General features: G+C 48.9%; 19 protein-coding genes. 13 read left to right on the forward strand and 6 right to left on the reverse strand.

Annotated elements, in window-relative coordinates; genetic code table 11:
• Window positions 1-201: 201 nt before the first annotated feature.
• Window positions 202-1,467, forward strand: a complete 1,266-nt coding sequence (locus tag AB3Y96_RS03545) for a NupC/NupG family nucleoside CNT transporter (protein ID WP_175421607.1) — start codon at window positions 202-204, stop codon at window positions 1,465-1,467.
• Window positions 1,468-1,624: 157 nt separating this feature from the next.
• Here the strand turns inward: AB3Y96_RS03545 and AB3Y96_RS03550 are convergent, their stop codons facing one another.
• The 4 genes from AB3Y96_RS03550 to uxaC form a co-directional block, all read right to left on the reverse strand.
• Window positions 1,625-2,158, reverse strand: coding sequence for a YgjV family protein (locus tag AB3Y96_RS03550; protein ID WP_072309086.1), 534 nt, complete (start codon window positions 2,156-2,158; stop codon window positions 1,625-1,627).
• Window positions 2,159-2,255: 97 nt separating this feature from the next.
• Complete coding sequence (locus AB3Y96_RS03555; protein ID WP_367300271.1) at window positions 2,256-3,746, reverse strand: UxaA family hydrolase; 1,491 nt, start codon at window positions 3,744-3,746, stop codon at window positions 2,256-2,258.
• 22 nt (window positions 3,747-3,768) lie between these two features.
• On the reverse strand, window positions 3,769-5,244 hold the full coding sequence (locus AB3Y96_RS03560; protein ID WP_367298513.1) for a tagaturonate reductase: 1,476 nt from the start codon (window positions 5,242-5,244) through the stop codon (window positions 3,769-3,771).
• 229 nt (window positions 5,245-5,473) lie between these two features.
• Window positions 5,474-6,883, reverse strand: a complete 1,410-nt coding sequence (gene uxaC / locus AB3Y96_RS03565; RefSeq protein WP_367298514.1) for a glucuronate isomerase — start codon at window positions 6,881-6,883, stop codon at window positions 5,474-5,476.
• 629 nt (window positions 6,884-7,512) lie between these two features.
• On the opposite strand from uxaC, the gene AB3Y96_RS03570 reads away from it, so the two are divergent.
• The 12 genes from AB3Y96_RS03570 to AB3Y96_RS03625 all read left to right on the forward strand — a co-directional run bounded on the left by AB3Y96_RS03570 (window position 7,513) and on the right by AB3Y96_RS03625 (window position 16,028).
• Complete coding sequence (locus tag AB3Y96_RS03570) at window positions 7,513-8,808, forward strand: MFS transporter (protein WP_072309083.1); 1,296 nt, start codon at window positions 7,513-7,515, stop codon at window positions 8,806-8,808.
• 202 nt (window positions 8,809-9,010) lie between these two features.
• On the forward strand, window positions 9,011-9,784 hold the full coding sequence (gene exuR, locus AB3Y96_RS03575; RefSeq protein WP_025799089.1) for a transcriptional regulator ExuR: 774 nt from the start codon (window positions 9,011-9,013) through the stop codon (window positions 9,782-9,784).
• A 286-nt stretch (window positions 9,785-10,070) separates the two neighbouring features.
• Window positions 10,071-10,466 (forward strand): fluoride efflux transporter CrcB, encoded by a 396-nt coding sequence (gene crcB / locus AB3Y96_RS03580; protein WP_367298515.1) that lies wholly within the window; start codon window positions 10,071-10,073, stop codon window positions 10,464-10,466.
• A 262-nt stretch (window positions 10,467-10,728) separates the two neighbouring features.
• Window positions 10,729-11,247 carry a hypothetical protein gene (locus AB3Y96_RS03585; RefSeq protein ID WP_072309099.1) on the forward strand — a complete coding sequence of 173 codons (519 nt, stop codon included), beginning with the start codon at window positions 10,729-10,731 and terminating at the stop codon, window positions 11,245-11,247.
• An 82-nt stretch (window positions 11,248-11,329) separates the two neighbouring features.
• Window positions 11,330-12,007, forward strand: a complete 678-nt coding sequence (locus tag AB3Y96_RS03590; RefSeq protein ID WP_072309082.1) for a DedA family protein — start codon at window positions 11,330-11,332, stop codon at window positions 12,005-12,007.
• Window position 12,008: 1 nt separating this feature from the next.
• Entirely contained in the window at window positions 12,009-12,410 is a 402-nt protein-coding gene (mzrA, locus tag AB3Y96_RS03595; RefSeq protein ID WP_367298516.1) for an EnvZ/OmpR regulon moderator MzrA, read from the forward strand.
• A 262-nt stretch (window positions 12,411-12,672) separates the two neighbouring features.
• On the forward strand, window positions 12,673-13,062 hold the full coding sequence (locus AB3Y96_RS03600; protein WP_072309081.1) for a DUF1090 domain-containing protein: 390 nt from the start codon (window positions 12,673-12,675) through the stop codon (window positions 13,060-13,062).
• 136 nt (window positions 13,063-13,198) lie between these two features.
• Window positions 13,199-13,504 carry a YqjD family protein gene (locus AB3Y96_RS03605; RefSeq protein WP_004846778.1) on the forward strand — a complete coding sequence of 102 codons (306 nt, stop codon included), beginning with the start codon at window positions 13,199-13,201 and terminating at the stop codon, window positions 13,502-13,504.
• Complete coding sequence (locus AB3Y96_RS03610) at window positions 13,504-13,905, forward strand: phage holin family protein (RefSeq protein WP_072309080.1); 402 nt, start codon at window positions 13,504-13,506, stop codon at window positions 13,903-13,905. Before AB3Y96_RS03605 ends, AB3Y96_RS03610 begins: the two co-directional genes overlap by 1 nt.
• The gene (locus AB3Y96_RS03615) at window positions 13,902-14,195 is read left to right on the forward strand and encodes a YqjK-like family protein (RefSeq protein ID WP_072309079.1); all 294 of its coding nucleotides are present in this window, start codon (window positions 13,902-13,904) and stop codon (window positions 14,193-14,195) included. Before AB3Y96_RS03610 ends, AB3Y96_RS03615 begins: the two co-directional genes overlap by 4 nt.
• Window positions 14,196-14,515: 320 nt before the next feature.
• Complete coding sequence (locus AB3Y96_RS03620; protein WP_072309078.1) at window positions 14,516-14,911, forward strand: DoxX family protein; 396 nt, start codon at window positions 14,516-14,518, stop codon at window positions 14,909-14,911.
• Window positions 14,912-15,047: 136 nt separating this feature from the next.
• Entirely contained in the window at window positions 15,048-16,028 is a 981-nt protein-coding gene (locus AB3Y96_RS03625) for a glutathione S-transferase family protein (RefSeq protein ID WP_367298517.1), read from the forward strand.
• Between the two features lie 169 nt (window positions 16,029-16,197).
• On the opposite strand, the gene AB3Y96_RS03630 is transcribed toward AB3Y96_RS03625, so the two are convergent.
• Together AB3Y96_RS03630 and AB3Y96_RS03635 are read right to left on the reverse strand one after the other, a co-directional pair.
• Complete coding sequence (locus AB3Y96_RS03630) at window positions 16,198-17,061, reverse strand: YjjW family glycine radical enzyme activase (RefSeq protein WP_367298518.1); 864 nt, start codon at window positions 17,059-17,061, stop codon at window positions 16,198-16,200.
• Window positions 17,033-18,595 carry a YjjI family glycine radical enzyme gene (locus AB3Y96_RS03635; RefSeq protein ID WP_139130944.1) on the reverse strand — a complete coding sequence of 521 codons (1,563 nt, stop codon included), beginning with the start codon at window positions 18,593-18,595 and terminating at the stop codon, window positions 17,033-17,035. Before AB3Y96_RS03635 ends, AB3Y96_RS03630 begins: the two co-directional genes overlap by 29 nt.
• Window positions 18,596-18,980 lie beyond the last annotated feature (385 nt).

An 18,980-nucleotide genomic window follows, 5' to 3' on the forward strand; every position in this document is an offset into this window, starting at 1 on the left:
GATGAAATACCTGTTTTCATTGATGTGATGTGCATCTCATTTTAATGATTTTAGATGCTTCAAGTTGTATAAAACTGTGACGACACTGACCAATAATTCCTCTCTCCTCGGTATAATCGCCCCCATCGGCAATATGAATCTTTCGTCGATACTCAATCAAAAAATCTAACGCGTTACAGGGACTATTCCATGCAACTTATTATGAGCGTGGTAGGGATGGCGGTACTCATTCTGATTGCCGTGCTACTTTCGAGCAATCGTCGTGCTATCAACCTACGCACCGTGATTGGCGCATTTCTTATTCAGGTCGTTATCGGCGCGTTCGTGCTTTATGTTCCCACAGGGCGAGATGTGTTGGGTGCCATGTCCTCTGGCGTCGCCAACGTGATTGCCTACGGAAATGAAGGGATTTCGTTTATTTTCGGCGGGCTAGTGTCTGACAAAATGTTCGAAGTCTTTGGCGGTGGCGGGTTTGTATTTGCACTGCGCGTTTTGCCCGTTATTGTTTTCTTCTCCTCATTAATTGCTGTGCTGTATTACCTCGGCATTATGCAAATCGTGATCCGTTTGCTCGGCGGTGGTTTGCAGAAACTGTTGGGCACCTCCCGAACAGAATCCCTGTCTGCAACCGCAAATATTTTTGTGGGTCAGACTGAAGCACCTTTGGTGGTTCGCCCATATATCTCCACCATGACGCAGTCTGAGCTGTTTGCCGTGATGTGCGGTGGTTTAGCTTCGGTGGCGGGTTCAGTATTGGCGGGTTACGCACAAATGGGCGTGCCGTTGGAGTATCTGATTGCGGCGTCATTTATGGCGGCGCCGGGTGGCTTACTCTTTGCCAAGCTGATTGTGCCTGAAACGGAAAAGACCCACGATAAAACTGACGCAGCGGCGCTGATTGCTGAAGAAGATCGTCCGGCTAACGTGATTGATGCGGCGGCTGCAGGTGCGGCATCCGGTATGCAATTGGCGTTGAACGTGGGTGCCATGCTATTGGCGTTTATCGCGCTGATTGCGCTGGTGAACGGTATGTTGGGCGGCATCGGCGGTTGGTTTGACTATCCGCAGCTTTCACTGGAATTGATCTTGGGTTGGGTCTTCTCGCCGATTGCTTATCTGATCGGTGTGCCGTGGAGCGAATCCCAGATTGCGGGTTCTTTCATTGGTCAGAAGATTATCGTGAATGAGTTTGTGGCATACATGAACTTTGGCGAATACCTCAAAGCGGATGCGGAAGTTACCGCCGCGGGCTTGCAGGTTCTTTCCGACCATACCAAAGCGATTATCTCCTTCGCTCTGTGTGGATTTGCGAATCTCTCATCGGTGGCTATTTTGCTCGGAGGCTTGGGAAGCATGGCACCTACGCGCCGTCATGATATCGCCCGCTTCGGTCTGAAAGCCGTGGCCGCAGGGACGTTATCAAACCTGATGAGCGCCACAATCGCTGGTTTCTTCCTCGCGCTGTAATGGTTTTACTCAATCTCCAGCCCGCTCGTTGGGCTGGAGGTTTTGACCTCTCGATAGATTAATGTCGATTATTTAAAAGCCTGATTTTAGGGAGCGCCCCGCGGGGTGGTAGACCCGTGTACCTCAATCTCTTAAACGATCTGGCATACCTCTGTCGCTAAGCTTTACCTTCAACTTTAAACGGATCGATCCCGCGCAGCTGCATGCGGCGAAAACGGATAATATTGAAGCCGTTCATCAGCAAAAAACTCCCTTCAATCAGTGAACCACCAATCGAGCCCAGCCAGATATTGTGCGTGACCCAGCAGGCGGTGGAGCACCACATGACGCAACGCGTGGTTAATCCTTTGGTTCGGAAGAGCGCCCAGGTACTGGCAACGGTGCCAATAATCGGCAGCAATTCCATCGCGTGCTGCAGGCTATAGCCGCCAAACCCTAACGTGAGAGCAATAAAAATAAACATCACCCAAGTGCTGCGTGTGCGAGTGGATATCACAGTACGAATGGCATTAAGTTCGGCAGCAGCGGCGGCTGAATGCGCGCCCATCAGGAAAAAATGCAGACCAATAATGGCTGAATAAATAGAGAGTTGGTATTTAAAGCGCAGCTCATTGCGATTGAAGAAAGTGGTGATACCTACCAGAAAAGCAAAAACGCCCACGCCCTGTGCAAACCACTCGTAGCTATGCATATCTAACTCCCTTTAATCCTTTCTTCATGTCGCTTCAGATAGAAAAACGGCGCTCACACGAACGCCGTTTTTTCTGCGAGCGACTATTGCTATGGCTTTATAGCGTTACACCGCTCTTAAAAATGGCCAGTTCGCGGAAATCATTAATTTCGTTACGCGTCTGATGCCCATTGGCGATATTGACGATCATGTCGATGAATGAAACCAGCAGTTGATCCATGGTTTTACCATGCAACAACTGGCCTGCATCGAAGTCGATCCAGTGCGGTTTTTTGGTCGCGATTTCGGTATTGGTAGCCAGTTTCACGGTTGGAACAAAGCCGCCGTATGGCGTACCGCGACCGGTACTAAACAGCACCATATGGCATCCGGCTCCGGCCAGAGCGCTGGTGGCAACCGCATCATTGCCCGGTGCGCTCAGCAAATTCAGCCCCGGTGTTTTTAACCTTTCGCCATAGCGCAGCACGTCGATAACCTGGCTCTGTCCTGCTTTTTGTGTGCAGCCTAAGGATTTCTCTTCCAGCGTGGTGATACCGCCCGCTTTGTTGCCCGGAGACGGGTTTTCATAAATAGGCTGGTTGTGTTCGATGAAGTATTGTTTGAAGTTATTAACCATGTCGACGGTCTTTGCAAACGTAGATTCATCGCGGCAACGGCTCATCAGAATGCGTTCAGCGCCAAACATTTCAGGTACTTCGGTGAGAACGCTGGTGCCGCCGTTGGCGATCACATAATCAGAGAAACGCCCCAGCAGCGGATTAGCGGTAATGCCGGATAAGCCGTCAGAACCGCCGCATTCTAAGCCAAATTTCAACTCGCTGAGTTTGCCCGCTTCACGGCGATCGTTGCGCATCACTTGATAAAGCTGGTGCAGATGTTCGATACCGGCTTCAACTTCATCATCCTGTTGCTGACACACCATGAAATGTACGCGGCTGGCATCGTATTCACCCAGCGTGTCACGGAAAGCCGCAATTTGGTTATTCTCACAGCCCAACCCAACGACCAGGACAGCACCGGCGTTAGGGTGGCGCACCATATTTTGTAGCATGGTACGGGTATTGATGTGGTCGTCGCCCAACTGTGAGCAACCAAATGGATGAGTAAACAAATAAGCGCCGTCGATGCTTTCGGCATCGCCGGTTTCTTTCAAAAAGCGGGTTAACATCTGACGAGCCATACCGTTAACGCAGCCAACGGTAGGCAAGATCCAAAGCTCATTACGGATCCCTACATCGCCGTTTTGTCGGCGATAGATCTGTACGTCACGATCGGCCATCTGCGCCGGAAGATCGGCAAAATCGGGTTGGTATTGATACTGATCCAGATCGTTGAGATTAGTTTTCGCGTTTTGCGAATGAATATGTTCACCTGCGGCAATCGCGGTTAAGGCATGGCCGATGGGTAAACCATATTTCACAATCATGTCACCCGATGCCAAAGGCGTGAGGGCAAATTTGTGTCCACGAGCAATATCGCTCAGTAAATGAATAGATTGTGATTCCACGCTAAGGGTTTCACCTGCGCTGAGATCGCGCAGGGCAACGGCGACATTATCCAGCGGGTGAATTTTAATAACGCTTGGCATATTTTGCATAATTCAATTCAGCTCAGGCAGTAGCGGATAATGATGAAACGGCAGAACGCATACCGTGCTGTTCAATTTGCTGTAAGTATCCGGCGATGGTTTGGGTCATCTCAGGGATCTGGTTAAGATCTTGTCCCCAGTGTTCGGCATCGCTCAGGATTTTTTGTACTAAGCCTTCCAGATTTTCGCTTCCTGCTTTTACTGCGCTCCAGCCGGAGTGGTAACGTTCGAGCCAATGAGCATCATCTTGCAGCGGATAGCTTTCACCATCGCGTTCGCCACGATAGAACGCGATCAGCGCGGCAAGGGCAAAACATAAACGCTGTGGCAATTTGCCGGTCTTCTGTTGGTAAGCCAGCACCTGAGGCAGAATACGCGTGCGGTATTTCGTCATACCGTTTAACGCAATGGACAACAATTGGTGCTGAATAAACGGGTTACGGAAACGGCTCAGCACCGCATCGGCAAAGGATTTCAGCTCATCAGCTGGCAGGTCGAGCACCGGCACGATCTCTTGGCTAATCGCTTTCTCCACGAACTCGGTTATCTGAGCGTCATTCATACTTTCGCCCACGGTGTTAAGTCCTGCTAAGAATGCCACCGGAACCAGTGCGGTATGAGCGCCGTTAAGGATCGCCACTTTGCGTTCTTTATAGGGTTTGATGTCGTCAACGATGCGAATGTTCAGCGGCTTATGATCCTGAGCAAAGGCATCTAAACGAAGCTCTTGGGCCAACGACTGTGGGCCTTGGATGACAAACAGGTAAAAGTGCTCTGCGGTATCTAAAAATGCGTCCTGATAGCCCAGTTCGCTCGTCAACGCTTCGACCTCGCCGCGCGGGTATCCGGTGACGATACGGTCTACTAACGTCGAGCAGAACGTGTTGCTTTGTTCTAACCACTGAACGAATTCTGACGGTAAATCCCATTGCTGAGCGTAGCGCAACACCAGTTCACGCAGTGCCTCACCGTTGTAGTCGATGAGTTCGCATGGAAGTAACACCCAACCTTTATCGGCTGCGCCATCGAAATGGCAAAAACGCTCGTAGAGTAAGCGAGTCAGCTTGGCTGGGAAGCTAGTTGGAGGGGTATCGGTCAGCTTATCTTCGGTGACATAGCTAATACCTGCTTCGGTGGTGTTCGAAAACACAAAGCGGATGTTGGCATCATGCGCCAGCGCCAAATAGGCATCAAAGTCTTGATACATATTGATTTCGCGGTTCACGCTGCGAATGATGCGAGACTCACGAACGGCTTCGCCTTGTTCATTCAAACCACGAATAATGGTGGTAAATAAACCGTCCTGCGTGCTGAGCGACGGCGGGAAATCGCTATTTAGTGGGCGTACGACAACGACGCCCGCATTTAAATCGGTATGCTCATTCAGCAGATCCAACTGCCAGTCTACAAACGCGCGTAGGAAATTACCCTCACCAAACTGAATCACTTTGTCTGGGTGCTGGCGGCCGGGAAAATCACGACGATTAAGAGTTTGCATTCTGGATCTACCTCAGAGGGGCCGCCATTTGGCGGCCTTCAACATATAAAAGGAACAAGCGTTGGGTGTTATACCCTTCATACTTCAAGTTGCATGTGCGTTGGCTTTCCTCGCTCACCCTAGTCACTTACTCAAGTAAGCTTCTAGGGATTCACTGCGTTGCCGCCTTCCTGCAACTCGAGTTATTTTGGGTATAGAAAAAAGGGGCGGCTAAACCGCCCTAGGATAATTACAACTCAATCGCAAAATAGTTTTTGGCATTATCGAAGCAGATGTTTTTCACCATATTGCCCAGCAATTCGATATCTGCCGGTGCTTCGCCATCAGCCACCCAACGACCAATCATTTGGCACAGGATGCGGCGGAAATATTCATGACGGGTGTAGGACAGGAAGCTGCGGCTATCGGTGAGCATGCCAACAAAGCGGCTCAGCAAACCAAGCTGGGCTAACTGAGTCATCTGGCGTTGCATTCCGTCTTTCTGATCGTTGAACCACCAGCCAGAGCCGAACTGCATTTTTCCCGCCATGCCTTCGCCTTGGAAGTTACCAATCATGGTGCCGATAACTTCGTTATCGCGTGGATTCAGGCAATAGATAATGGTTTTGGCTAAGCCACTAGAGCGGCTTTGCGCGTCGAGCAAGCGAGAAAGGGCGAAAGCCACCGGCGCGTCATGGATAGAGTCAAAACCGATATCAGGACCAACGGTTTCAAACATGCGAGAGTTGTTATTGCGCAGTGCGCCAATATGGTATTGCTGCACCCAACCGCGTTTGTGGTATTCGGCACCCAAGAACAGCAGTACCGCAGTTTTAAACTGGGCAACTTCTTGCTCGGTTGGCATTTTGCCTTCTAAACGACGAGTCAGAATGCTGTTCAATGTGGCTTCGTCGGCTTCGCCGTACATAACCACATCTAATGCGTGGTCAGACACCTTGCAGCCATGCGCGGCAAAGTGGTCCATCCGGATTTTAAGCGCATCGCAGACATCGCTGAATTTACGGATATCAACGTCGGCCGCAGCGCTCAGCTTTTGCATATATTCAGGGAAGGTCGCGGCATCAATATTGAATGCTTTATCTGGACGCCAGCTCGGTAGCACTTTGACGTCAAAACTGCTGTCTTCCGCGATGATTTTATGATGGCTCAGATCGTCAATAGGATCGTCCGTAGTACCTACCATTTTGACATTCATCTGCTTCATGATGCCGCGAGCGCTGAACTCATCGCGCTCAAGCAACGCATTACAGCGATTCCAGATATCGTCTGCCGTTGTACCAGAGAGCAGGGTACCGGTAATGCCGAATGGACGGCGTAATTCTAAGTGTGTCCAGTGGTAGAGCGGGTTACCAATGGTATGAGGAACGGTTTCAGCCCATGCCTGAAACTTCTCGCGATCGCTTGCGTCACCGGTGCACAGACGCTCGGCAACGCCGTTGGTGCGCATCGCACGCCATTTATAGTGGTCGCCTTTTAACCAGATGTCATACAGGTTTTTAAACCGATAATCCTGTGCAATCTGCTCAGGAGGGAGATGACAGTGATAGTCAAAAATTGGCTGTTCAGCCGCGTAATCATGGTACAGGCGGCGCGCAAACTCGGTATCAAGCAAGAAATCTTCGGTTAAAAACTGCGACATAATCGGGTTCCTCAGGAGCGTAACGCTTCGGTGAGCTATTCTTTTGCGGCTAAAGTTATCACACCAATTATGGCGCTCGTCCAGAACTTTTTCCGCGATTAGCGTAATGAAAGCAACAAAACAGAATAATTACTCAGCACTTTCGCTTATGAAGCCACTTTTCTACGTGGCCAAAATGTGTGTTTATTATTCCTTAATCCAAAAATGGTTTTTGTGATGGCTCTCAACTTTTAAATCTGTATGACAAGTTATCTTAGCCTCCGCTGAGAGATGAGTATTGCCCTAACCAATCATGAATAGTGGTTTGACCAATATCTATTGACCAAGCAACAGAAAACCAATTCAAAGTCGGAACAGGAACGTCCGAACTTTCCATCTAGAGCCGTAGTTTTAGAACCACAGCGCAGATGAATAAGGTAGATGCGTACCTCATAAGTAACGCCATCACCGTTTCAATATGGAGAGTTATTACGCGGCGCAGTCACAAGCGCGGTTCATTGCAGCCTTGCACATATCGCCAAAGGCGTTCCACAAGGCAGAGTTCTAAGCCCAAACAATTTCAAGGTGTCGGAAGTCGGCCAATGCTGATGTCGCTTGAAGGTTACGGGATATACTGGGAGAGAGTTTAAATGCGTAAAATTAAAGGCTTACGCTGGTACATGATAGCCTTGGTTACCGTGGGAACTGTATTGGGTTACTTAACTCGTAACGCCATTGCCGTTGCTGCTCCGACCTTACAAGACACCATGCATATCACCACCCAGCAATACTCTTACATTATTGCTGCGTATTCTGCGTGTTATACCATCATGCAGCCCGTTGCGGGCTATGTGCTTGATGTGCTGGGAACGAAGGTGGGTTATGCACTGTTTGCCATCCTGTGGGCGGTATTCTGTATGGGTACTGCATTAGCCAGTAGCTGGGGTGGTTTAGCTATCGCACGCGGTGCGGTGGGTATGGCTGAAGCCGCGATGATCCCTGCTGGTTTGAAAGCCTCATCCGAATGGTTCCCTGCGAAAGAACGTTCTATCGCCGTGGGTTACTTTAACGTAGGTTCATCGATTGGTGGGATGATTGCGCCTCCATTAGTGGTGTGGGCTATCGTTGCACACAGTTGGGAAATGGCCTTCATTATTACCGGTGCGCTCAGCCTGATTTGGGCAATCTGCTGGTTAATCTTCTACAAACATCCGAAAGACCAGAAGAAACTGTCAGACGAAGAGCGTGATTACATCCTGAGCGGTCAGGAAGCGCATCACCAAACCAACAACGCTAAGCGTATGTCTGCATGGGAAATTCTGCGTAACCGCCAGTTCTGGGGCATTGCTCTGCCACGTTTTCTGGCTGAGCCAGCGTGGGGGACTTTCAATGCTTGGATCCCGCTATTCATGTTCAAAGCCTACGGCTTCAACCTGAAAGAAATTGCGATGTTTGCCTGGATGCCGATGCTGTTTGCTGACGTTGGTTGCGTGCTGGGCGGCTATTTGCCTCCGTTGTTCCAGAAATATTTCAAAGTAAACCTGATTGTTTCGCGTAAGTTGGTTGTCACCATGGGCGCAGTTCTGATGATTGGCCCTGGGATGATCGGCTTGTTCACCAGCCCTTATGCGGCAATCGCTTTGCTGTGTGTAGGTGGTTTTGCTCACCAGTCTCTGTCTGGTGCATTGATCACGTTATCTTCCGATGTCTTTGGGCGTAATGAGGTAGCGACCGCTAACGGTTTGACCGGGATGGCGGCATGGACTGCAAGTACCATGTTTGCGCTAGTCGTCGGGGCATTGGCAGATACTATCGGCTTTAGCCCGCTGTTCGCAGCGCTAGCGGTCTTTGACCTGCTGGGGGCACTGGTTATCTGGACGGTGCTGCAAAACCGTACGGCGGAAGAGGTTGAGGCGGCATCGAGCCATCAGAAAGCAACGGTGTAACCTTCTGATATATTAACGGTTTAAGTTATCGACCGTATCCTTGAAATCCGCCCTTTATCGGCGGATTTTTTTTACCTGTATTTTTTACCCATAACCAGAGCGTTGGGCTCTCTGGTGCCCATATTGGAAAAGTGGTATAACAGATTTAAATCTGCATGTATCACAGCATTTGCCCACTCTTAACCCTAATAGAGCACCATAAATGGAATTCACAGAACCCAGAAGACTGTATCAACAGTTAGCCGCAGAGCTGAAACAGCGCGTCGAATCAGGCGTTTACCCTGTGGGTGAGAAGCTGCCAGCCGAGCGTTTTATCGCCGAAGAGATGAACGTGAGCCGCACAGTGGTTCGCGAGGCTATCATCATGCTGGAGGTAGAGGGCTATGTTGAGGTGCGTAAAGGTTCTGGCATCCATGTCATCAGCAATCAGCCAAAAACGTTGGTTCAGCCCAACCGCAATATTCAGTTTGCGAGTGCAGGGCCGTTTGAGCTGCTGCAAGCACGTCAGCTGATTGAAAGTAATATTGCTGAGTTTGCGGCGACTCAGGTCACCAAACAGGACATTGTGGCGCTGATGGAAATTCAGGAGCATGCGCGTCAGGAAGATCGTTTCCGTGATTCTGAATGGGATTTGAAATTTCATGTGCAGGTCGCTTTGGCCACGCAGAACTCAGCTATGGCTACGATTGTGGAGCAGATGTGGAGCCAGCGTATTCATAACCCGTATTGGCTAAAACTCCATGAGCATATCGATGATGTGTCGATCGAAAGCTGGTGCGAAGATCATGACAAGATCCTCAAAGCGCTAATGCGTAAAGATCCTTACGGCGCGAAGGTGGCGATGTGGCAACATTTGGAAAATACGAAGCAAATGCTTTTCCAAGCAACCACCGATGACTTTGAGTTTAACGTCGATCGCTATCTGTTCGCTGAAAACCCGGTGGTTCATTTGGACGGCGTGACCAACGCTAAATGATTTCACCCAACTGATTGTATGTTGTAAAGAATCGTCGGCTTAATCTATAATTCAATCGGTGATGGTGCTCCACCGTTGGTTGCTAAATTCTCGGCAACTAAAAACCGCCAAAAGAGCTATCTCTTTTCGCTGATGACGCCTGGCAGAAGTCTGAGCTTTATTTCTCTGTTTATTCAGGGCGATAGTGTTTGGCTGCCGGGCTAAAATTCTCTCCCTGTAGTCAATCAAATCGTCGCTGCTAACAGTCTTCATTTATAACATGCTTGTTATTATCAAGGAGCACGCCATGAGCTATGGCCTAACACTACTGATTGTTGCCTTTGGTGGCGCCGTGGGAGCTATTACCCGTTTTCAAATTACCAATTGGTTTAACGGTTGGTTTGGGAGTTCATTCCCTTACGCAACGTTGACGGTGAACGTGGTGGGTTGTTTTATCATGGGGTTATTGGTTGCGGCGCTAAATACCGGAACGCTAATTTCTCCTCATTGGCGCCCACTGATTGCGGTTGGTTTTCTGGGGGCATTAACCACCTTTTCCACGTTCTCGTTTGATACCCTAGCGTTGTTTACTCAAGGATTTTGGCTGCGGGCGGCCATGAACGTTATTTTGAATCTGGTGCTGTGTATGATTGCGGTTGCCGCAGGCTATGCGCTGCTAAGCCGTGGTTCAATGCCAGGTTAACCAGTCATGTCTAGCCGTGTTTATTGAGATCGTGTGTTTATTGAGAGTAATAGGTAAACACGGCATGGTTCATTGATCATACTAATACCTACTTTTTTTCCTTCTTGTTTCCTTTTCTTGAACCTCGTGGAAACTAGACGCAAATAAGCCTATATATCGCTAAATTCGTCGTGATAAATGCGTATTTTCTGCTGTTTCCTAGACGGTGATTTTGCTACAGTTAGCCGACTTTTTTCTGCATATGTCTGGAAGCAACAAAATATTGAAGCGTCTTTCGTCTGCCACCGTTATGTTACTGTTGTTATGCTGGGTCAGTATGGCCTCTGGCAAGCAAACGGCTTGGCATTCGCACAATGCGAATCACTATGCTAATCCAGCCTACGTTGTTAAAGCAGATAGCGATTTAGACGAGATATTCATAGACAGTTTGTCCATGTCGGTCATGCAACTGCCTAGTGAACGTCAGCAATATCTTTCTCGTAAATCTAATTCGCGGAAACTGGCGGCGCTGCTGCGCCTCCATATGCAATCGGGATCAGAACAAGGGCGAGCGTCGCCTAAGTTGCCGGATGCTCCTCTACCGCTGCGCGCGGAAATTCCCTATTTCGAAGCCTCTCGACAGTATAGCGCCGAGGTTGTTTCTCTTGCTCTATTACGAACATTACAGCTTCCCCCACATCAAAATCGGCTGGGTGGCTGGAAAGAGAGTAATATTCTATACAGAGGAAAGCTGACGTATGACCAACCGGATGCCACGCGCACGTTGGTTAACTTTAGCTAGCTCCCTGACTCCATCGTCCTTTGTGACGTCCATGAGATGAGCTGGCGGATGGACCTTCCGAATTTTCAGTTAGGAATACTCGATGGATATGATTAACGAATTGATACACGCCCTGTGGCAGCAGGACTATGAAACACTGGCGAATCCATCGCTAGTGTGGACGATTTACGGCATTTTGTTTGTGATTTTATTTCTGGAAAATGGTTTGCTGCCGGCGGCCTTTTTACCGGGTGATAGTTTACTGATCCTCGTCGGCGTGCTGATTGCTAAAGGTACTATGGGCTTTGGCATGACTATTTTTGTGCTAACTACCGCGGCTAGCCTCGGCTGTTGGGTGGGGTATATCCAAGGGCGATGGTTAGGCAATACCAGGCTGGTGCAAAAGTGGCTTTCTCATCTTCCCGCACACTACCATCAGCGCTCGCATCATTTGTTCCACAAGCACGGTCTTTCGGCACTGTTGGTCGGACGTTTTCTTGCTTTCGTGCGCACGCTGTTGCCGCTGATTGCGGGTCTTTCGGGTTTAAGCAGCACTCGCTTCCAGTTCTTTAACTGGGTGAGCGGTTTTCTGTGGGTCATTATTTTGACAACGCTAGGCTATGTGCTGGGTAAAACGCCGTTATTCCTGCGTTATGAAGACCAGCTGATGTTCCTGTTGATGATGCTGCCGCTGGTTCTTCTGGTCGTGGGATTGGTGGGGTCATTGGTCGTGCTATGGCGTAAAAAACATGCAACAACACAGCCTGAGCAAAGGAAATAACGTGACTCTGTTACTTATTCAACGGCTTGGATGGAAGCGTGCTTTGCTGCTTTTGGCGCTGATCGTCGCTGCATTTGCATGGTGGGTGGTGCCACATTTGGTGCATAAGGAAACCACGCTGCAAATCAGCGCAACGCAGTCTGGTTTAGCAACGCCCGATGGTTTTTTTGTCTACCAGAAACTCGATGAGCACGGCATCAGTATTAAAAGCATCACGCCAGACGGGAACGGTTTGCTGGTTCATTTAGCTAAGCCCGAACAGCAAGATGAGGCAATGCATGTGCTTCAGACGGTGCTGCCGCGTGGCTATAGCATTGCTTCTAAAACGCATCGGCGCACGCTATTTCAGTCAGGCGAGGGTGACGTCAAGGATCTTCCCAGGCAACCGAGACTTAGCAGCTAAACATTAAAAACAGAGCCTTATGGCTCTGTTTTGGTTTTTAAGGATTGTCTGATTTTTCGATTACCGGCTCCCTTTTTTGACGACAAAGCACCTATTATTTAATGATAGTGATAAGTAATCGTTAATAATTGCAGGTTATAGTTATAACGGTCGGACGCACTTCAGCGATCGCGTTATGCTTATCGAATCGTATGTTTGTTTCGATGATACAAAGATACATGTCCCAGGAGTGGGGCACTTTCAAACTTAATAAGGACTTTTCATGACATTCAAAAAAACCGTAATTTTTGCTATGACCGTTGCCTCTTTGGGCATGATGAGCGCAGCTGCTAATGCTGCGGCGGTGACCTGTGCTAGCAAGCAACAAAGTATTGAAGAACAGATCCAATATGCCCAACAGCACAACAATACGCATCGCGTTGCAGGTTTGCAGAAGGCGCTTAGTGAAGTGAAAAGCAACTGCACTGAAGCCGGGCTACGCGCCGATCTGCAAAAGGACGTAACAGAAAAACAGCAGAAAGTTGCTGAACGCCAGCAGGAGCTCAGCGAAGCTCAGCAAACCGGTAAAACTGACAAAATCAGTAAAAAAGAGAAAAAACTGGTCGAAGCTCAAGATGAGTTGAAAGAGGCGCAGCAGGCGTTAGGGCAGTAATTAGCGTCGCCAAAAAACCGAGTTTTTTCATACCAAATACGGCAGATGCAGAAGGATATGTGGCAATTACCTTTGCGCTCATGGAAAAAGCTCGCTATGTTAAAAGACCATATCAGTAAAGTTAAGGAGTCTAGGAATGGCTAACGATTCAACTTCCGAGCAATTACGTGCTGAACTGAAGTCCCTTGCCGATACCTTAGAAGAAGTTCTGAACTCTTCTACCGATAAGCCGAAGGCCGAGCTGGAAAAAATCCGTGCGAAAGCTGAAAGCGCATTGCAAGGTAGCCGTGCACGCTTGAACGCGGCCGGTGAGAAAGTGGCTGCACAAACCAAAGAGATCGCAGATCGTGCAGATAGCTATGTTCATGATAACCCTTGGACTGGTGTTGGCATCGGCGCAGCGGTCGGTGTGGTGCTAGGCGTACTATTGGCTCGCCGCTAATGCCTGCTGATAACGCAACTTCTCAGGGCCCCGCTCGCGGGGTTCTGAGTACCGCTCAGCGCATTGTCACCATTATTGTTGGCATGGTAGAAACTCGGCTGCGTTTGGCCGTGGTGGAGCTGGAAGAGGAAAAGGCTAACGTTATTCAATTGCTGATGATGGCGGGCATTACGCTGCTGTTTACGGCGTTTGGTTTGATGACGTTGCTGGTTTTGCTCTTTTGGGCGATTGATCCAGCCTATCGTTTGATGGCTTTAGGTATCACCACCGCTGTTTTACTGGGGTTAGCATTAATTGGGGCAATTTGGACTATCACCAAAGCTCGACGATCAACGCTGCTAGGGTCAACCCGCCGGCAGTTAGAGATTGACCGAGAGCTACTGGAAGAGGATCGCAAGTGAGCCGTAATCGACAAGAACTCGCTTTGGAGAAAGCACGTTTGCTGCGTCAAGTTCAGCAGCAACGTCTTGATTTAGCCGGTGAGCGTCGTGCATGGTTGCAGCTCACTGCGAAATTTGACCACCGTGTTTCGGCCGTGATGCGGTTACGCAAATTTATGCTGTTAGGCTCAAGCCTGCTTGCATTATATGGCGCTCGTCATCCGGCTAAAACCGCTCGCTGGACGCGCCGTGCATTCAGTGTATGGGGCGTGGTTAAAGTGGTACGTAAAGCGTTTTACTCAAAATCCTAGCCCAATTTCTCTTTCTTCAAATCGATAAAAATCCCACAAAAATCCTGCGTGTTTATCTAAATTAAAAGTAATAACTTGCGAAATCACTCGCATACTATCTTTTAACTTATTGTATTTGATTATTTTCTTATAACTTTTTGACTTCAGTTTTTTTGAAGAATTCCAGCAATTTTACTCGCTAACACTCCTTCATGCTTTGTCCTAGTATTAGCCCATCGAGAGAAACGCGCTCCACAATATGGCTAACGCCACATGGATTGCACGCCTCACACCGAACAGCGCTGCATAAGCGGCAACATAAAATTGTCTGGAGCATGAAAATGAGCAACAAATTAGAAAATATCGCACTGCTGGCCGCCCGTATCCTGATGCCAATCCTGTTTATTTCTGCGGGTTGGGGCAAAGTCACTGGCTACGCTGGCACACAGCAATACATGGAAGCCATGGGTGTTCCCGGCGCACTGTTGCCGCTGACTATTTTATTAGAGCTGGGTGGTGGTTTAGCCGTTCTGTTCGGTTTACTGACTCGCACTACTGCACTGTTTACCGCAGGCTTCACGATTCTGACCGCGTTCCTGTTCCACTCGAACTTTGCGGAAGGTGTTAACCAACTGATGTTCATGAAAAACCTAACTATCGCTGGTGGATACTTGGTTCTGGCAGTTGCAGGCCCTGGCGCATTCAGCATCGACCGTTTACTGAACAAAAAATGGTAATGACTTGCCTTTCTACAGCTCGAATGATTTAGAGTAAAAAGGGCTATAGTGAGATAGTAAAGGGGCGAAAACGCCCCTTTATGCTTTGGTATAAAGTCACTTCCCGGCAAATTATTGGGCACAATCAGGAGGATTTATGGGACAACTCGTTGACGGTATCTGGCAGGATATCTGGTATGACACCAAATCTACCGGTGGACGTTTTAAGCGTTCAAACGCGCAATTCCGTAACTGGGTCACTCCTGATGGATCTGCTGGCCCAAATAATGAACCGGGATTTAAGGCTGAAAAAGATCGCTACCATCTTTATGTCTCTTTGGCCTGTCCGTGGGCACATCGCACGTTGTTAGTTCGAAAGCTCAAGGGGTTGGAAACGCTGATACCTGTTTCCGTGGTCAGCCCGCTGATGCTGGAAAGTGGCTGGACGTTTGATCGTTCTTTCGCGGCCGCGACCGGTGATCAACTTTATCAGCATGATTTTCTCTATCAGCTCTATTTACAGGCAGATCCACACTATACCGGGCGCGTTACTGTCCCTGTGCTGTGGGATAAACAAACCCAAACCATCGTCAGCAATGAATCCTCAGATATCATTCGTATGTTTAATACTGCGTTTGATGATTTAGGCGCTAAGCCGGGTGATTTCTATCCGTTGGAATTGCGTGCTGAGATTGATGAACTCAATAGCTGGGTTTATGACACTGTCAATAATGGCGTCTATAAAGCAGGGTTTGCGACGTCGCAAGAGGCCTATGATGAAGCCGTTAGCGCGGTTTTTGCCTCATTAGATAAGCTGGAAAACATTCTTTCTCGTCAACGTTACTTAACTGGCGAGCGCTTGACCGAAGCCGATCTTCGTTTGTGGACCACGTTAGTGCGTTTTGACCCAGTATACGTGACGCATTTTAAATGCGATTGGCAGCGGATCAGTGACTATCCGAATCTATATGGATTCCTGCGCGATATCTATCAGATACCGGGTATTAAAGAGACGGTCAATCTAGAACACATCCGTAATCATTATTATCGCAGCCATAAAACCATCAACCCAACGGGCATTATTTCGATCGGGCCAAAGCAAGATCTTGAGGCTCCGCACGGCCGCGATAAACGTTAATTAAGCCGCACTTTAGCGGCAATGCTGTTCACTTAAGCGTGATTTTAGGGGAAGTACACCGATGGGGTCGTAGCAGCTTTAGCTGCCGGAGGCCCCGCGGTGCGCTAGCCCCGTGTATCTCGATCGTTTAAACGAACGGGATTACACCTTAGCGAGACTTCTTTATTTCTCACAAATACAGCGCAGGGCGAATAATCTGCTTTACGCCACGCTGGGTAAGCGCGGCGGCTAGCGTTTCAATATCTTCTTTTGTGGCACTTTGCCATGCCTGCGCGTCACCGCGAACACCATGATGATGAAAGGCGTTAAGGCGTACCGGAATCTCACCGAGTGCGGTAATAAACTGTGCTAATTCATCGACATGTTGCAGATGATCGCTATGCTGTGGGATCACCAGCAGACGCAGTTCGCTGAGCTTGTCGTGTTTTGCCAACCACTGAATACTTTGCTTGATCCTTTGATTATCTCGCCCCGTTAATGCCTTGTGGCATTCGCTTCCCCAAGCTTTAAGATCGATCATAGCACCGTCCATCCATGGTGCGATTTTCTCCCAGCCAGCGGTGGATAGTTCGCCGTTACTGTCGATTAGGCAGGTTAAATGCTTGAGCGTTGGCGCGGATTTAATCGCGGTAAAGAGATCATATAAAAAGGGCAGTTGCAGCGTTACCTCGCCGCCGCTAACGGTGATCCCATTGATAAACAGCGCATTACGTTTTACCTGTGCTAAAAGGGAATCTACGCTGTAGCGCTGCACCATCGGGCTGGACTGCCGCGTACAGGTTTGCAGGCAGGTATCGCATTGCTGGCAGGCTTTCTCATCCCAGCGCACGCTCCCTTCCACCAGACTTAGTGCCTGATGAGGGCAGGTTGCTACACAGTCGCCGCAGTGGTCACAAAGGCCAATGGTGTAGGGGTTGTGGCAATTTTTACAGTTTAGATTGCACCCTTGCAGAAAAATGGCCAGGCGACTGCCTGGCCCATCGACGCAGGAGAACGGTAAGATCTTACTTACCGAAGCGCATCGTTTGCTCATGGCTAATCACTCGTGGCTGGCGTTGCATAATCCCGGTGTTTTTGGCCGCTTCCTCTCCCAGCCACGTGGTATTTAGGCGAGAGCCTTCCGCATTGAATTTTTCAATATCAGACAGACGCACCATGTAACCGGTGATGCGAACCAGATCGTTGCCGCAGACGTTAGCTGAAAACTCACGCATACCCGCGGCAAAACCACCGAGGCAAAGCTGCATCATGGCTTCAGGATTGCGCTTGATGGTCTCTTCCAGCGTTAAGATATCGCTGATGCCCGATGTGTAATACGCATGGTGAGGCGCAACGGTCATCAAGTGGGTGACGGGATCGGGTTCTGTGCCGTAAGGAATTCGTGCGCCCGGCGTGGTGCCAATGTCAGAACTAATACCCGATTGGGCATGCAGCATCGCACGCTGTTTCCAGCCGTGCTTAACCGGCGTTTGCGCTACAAATTCAGCTAATTGCTCACTGATACGGTAGCCAAGCTGATTAGCCTGCTCGTTTTCACCGTAAACTCCCGATAAACCGTCTTTCTCCTGCAAAATATTTACGGCTTCTGCCAACGCATAAATCCCAAACATAGGCACAAAGCGCTGAGGATCGATTAAACCTTCTTTTACGAGAAAGCTTTGCTCAAAGAAATGCGATTGGTTGTAGAGGAAGTCGGTTCGAGCATCAATAATATTAATTTGCTGGCGACAATAATACGGTAGTTGGCGAGTGAAGAAGTCCTGTGAAGACTCGCTGCGTAACGCAACCTGCCGCAAATTAATACGAACTAAGGTGTTTCCGCCCCCGGCAAGCGGCAGAGAATTGTAACAACTGACAATGCCGTAGCCACCTTTTGTGAAAATATTATCATGCACAGGGCCGTTGGCGATGTGAGGCTTACTGCATTCACAAATATTTTTAGCCGCCTGAAGTAACAAAGATTCAGGCGTGATTTGTGGATCGTAAATAAACGTGAGGTTAGGCGCAACCTGCTTCAGCTCTGCATCTACGCGTAAAATCAGGCGAGTCAGTAAGTTATCGTTCGGCCCAATGTTTGCGTGCATAAAGGCATCTGGTAAAGTGCGATCCAGATAACGCCAGAAACGTTTTATGCGGATATATAATTCGTTTTCTGTTAGAATTCCAACATAAGGCAGCAATAAGCTGTCTAAATGACCGAGAAATACCGGCATAGAGGTGACGGAAGGTACATGGTGGTACAGGATGCACAGCATATTTAGTGCGTCGTCAAAGTCCTGCGCCGGTTCCAATTCCAGATATTCGGAGCCCTGTGACAAAAACTTGGCGTAATCCGGCAGAACGTAGCGTGGCTTGTACGGCGCATGCCCTTCAAACATATCGCAAATCACGTTCTCATCCAGTGCCTGACGAGCTTCTGGTGGTAAATTGGGATACGGCAGGGCGTTCTCGGCTTCTAGAGCCAGAAAGTGACGTTTTTGCTCTGGAGACAGTGTTTCGCTGGTCGCAATTTGCTGGCAACGCTGTAGTAAAGCAGGTAGTTCAGAAGTATTGATGGAATTCGTCATAACGCCTCTCTGCGGGCAATAGTGCTGTTTTATCGTCATTCTAAAGAGGATAAGCCAGCGATCTATTGATCCTGATATGGGCCGTGAGAAAGTAATGCGTTTTTCATCTATATAAGAGGTTATTTCGTGATGACAATCACATATAATCTCGAGTTGTTACAGTTGGTTTTTCATCTACTGTGACAGTGAGCACAAATGTGACGGAGGGTTTGTGTTCAAATAGTAACATATGATGTTGACCATGAAGGGCCACATGCGGTGAGATGGATCTCAGTTGCTTTCCGGTCAGAATGACGGAACAGAATCTTCAAGGAACCAAGTCCGCTCGCCAACGTATTGGGATACCTTCAAGGCTTTCGCGCTTATCGTGAACTGTGAAGCCTCC

The organism is Hafnia alvei, from assembly GCF_964063325.1.
Taxonomy (GTDB): Bacteria; Pseudomonadota; Gammaproteobacteria; order Enterobacterales; family Enterobacteriaceae; genus Hafnia; species Hafnia alvei_B.

Coding starts and splice junctions, on each gene's coding strand:
- AB3Y96_RS03545 (WP_175421607.1), top strand. CDS start 202: ATGAGCGTGGTAGGGATGGCGGTACTCATTCTGATTGCCGTGCTACTT.
- AB3Y96_RS03550 (WP_072309086.1), bottom strand. CDS start 2,158: ATGCATAGCTACGAGTGGTTTGCACAGGGCGTGGGCGTTTTTGCTTTT.
- AB3Y96_RS03555 (WP_367300271.1), bottom strand. CDS start 3,746: ATGCCAAGCGTTATTAAAATTCACCCGCTGGATAATGTCGCCGTTGCC.
- AB3Y96_RS03560 (WP_367298513.1), bottom strand. CDS start 5,244: ATGCAAACTCTTAATCGTCGTGATTTTCCCGGCCGCCAGCACCCAGAC.
- uxaC (WP_367298514.1), bottom strand. CDS start 6,883: ATGTCGCAGTTTTTAACCGAAGATTTCTTGCTTGATACCGAGTTTGCG.
- AB3Y96_RS03570 (WP_072309083.1), top strand. CDS start 7,513: ATGCGTAAAATTAAAGGCTTACGCTGGTACATGATAGCCTTGGTTACC.
- exuR (WP_025799089.1), top strand. CDS start 9,011: ATGGAATTCACAGAACCCAGAAGACTGTATCAACAGTTAGCCGCAGAG.
- crcB (WP_367298515.1), top strand. CDS start 10,071: ATGAGCTATGGCCTAACACTACTGATTGTTGCCTTTGGTGGCGCCGTG.
- AB3Y96_RS03590 (WP_072309082.1), top strand. CDS start 11,330: ATGGATATGATTAACGAATTGATACACGCCCTGTGGCAGCAGGACTAT.
- AB3Y96_RS03600 (WP_072309081.1), top strand. CDS start 12,673: ATGACATTCAAAAAAACCGTAATTTTTGCTATGACCGTTGCCTCTTTG.
- AB3Y96_RS03605 (WP_004846778.1), top strand. CDS start 13,199: ATGGCTAACGATTCAACTTCCGAGCAATTACGTGCTGAACTGAAGTCC.
- AB3Y96_RS03610 (WP_072309080.1), top strand. CDS start 13,504: ATGCCTGCTGATAACGCAACTTCTCAGGGCCCCGCTCGCGGGGTTCTG.
- AB3Y96_RS03620 (WP_072309078.1), top strand. CDS start 14,516: ATGAGCAACAAATTAGAAAATATCGCACTGCTGGCCGCCCGTATCCTG.
- AB3Y96_RS03625 (WP_367298517.1), top strand. CDS start 15,048: ATGGGACAACTCGTTGACGGTATCTGGCAGGATATCTGGTATGACACC.
- AB3Y96_RS03630 (WP_367298518.1), bottom strand. CDS start 17,061: ATGAGCAAACGATGCGCTTCGGTAAGTAAGATCTTACCGTTCTCCTGC.
- AB3Y96_RS03635 (WP_139130944.1), bottom strand. CDS start 18,595: ATGACGAATTCCATCAATACTTCTGAACTACCTGCTTTACTACAGCGT.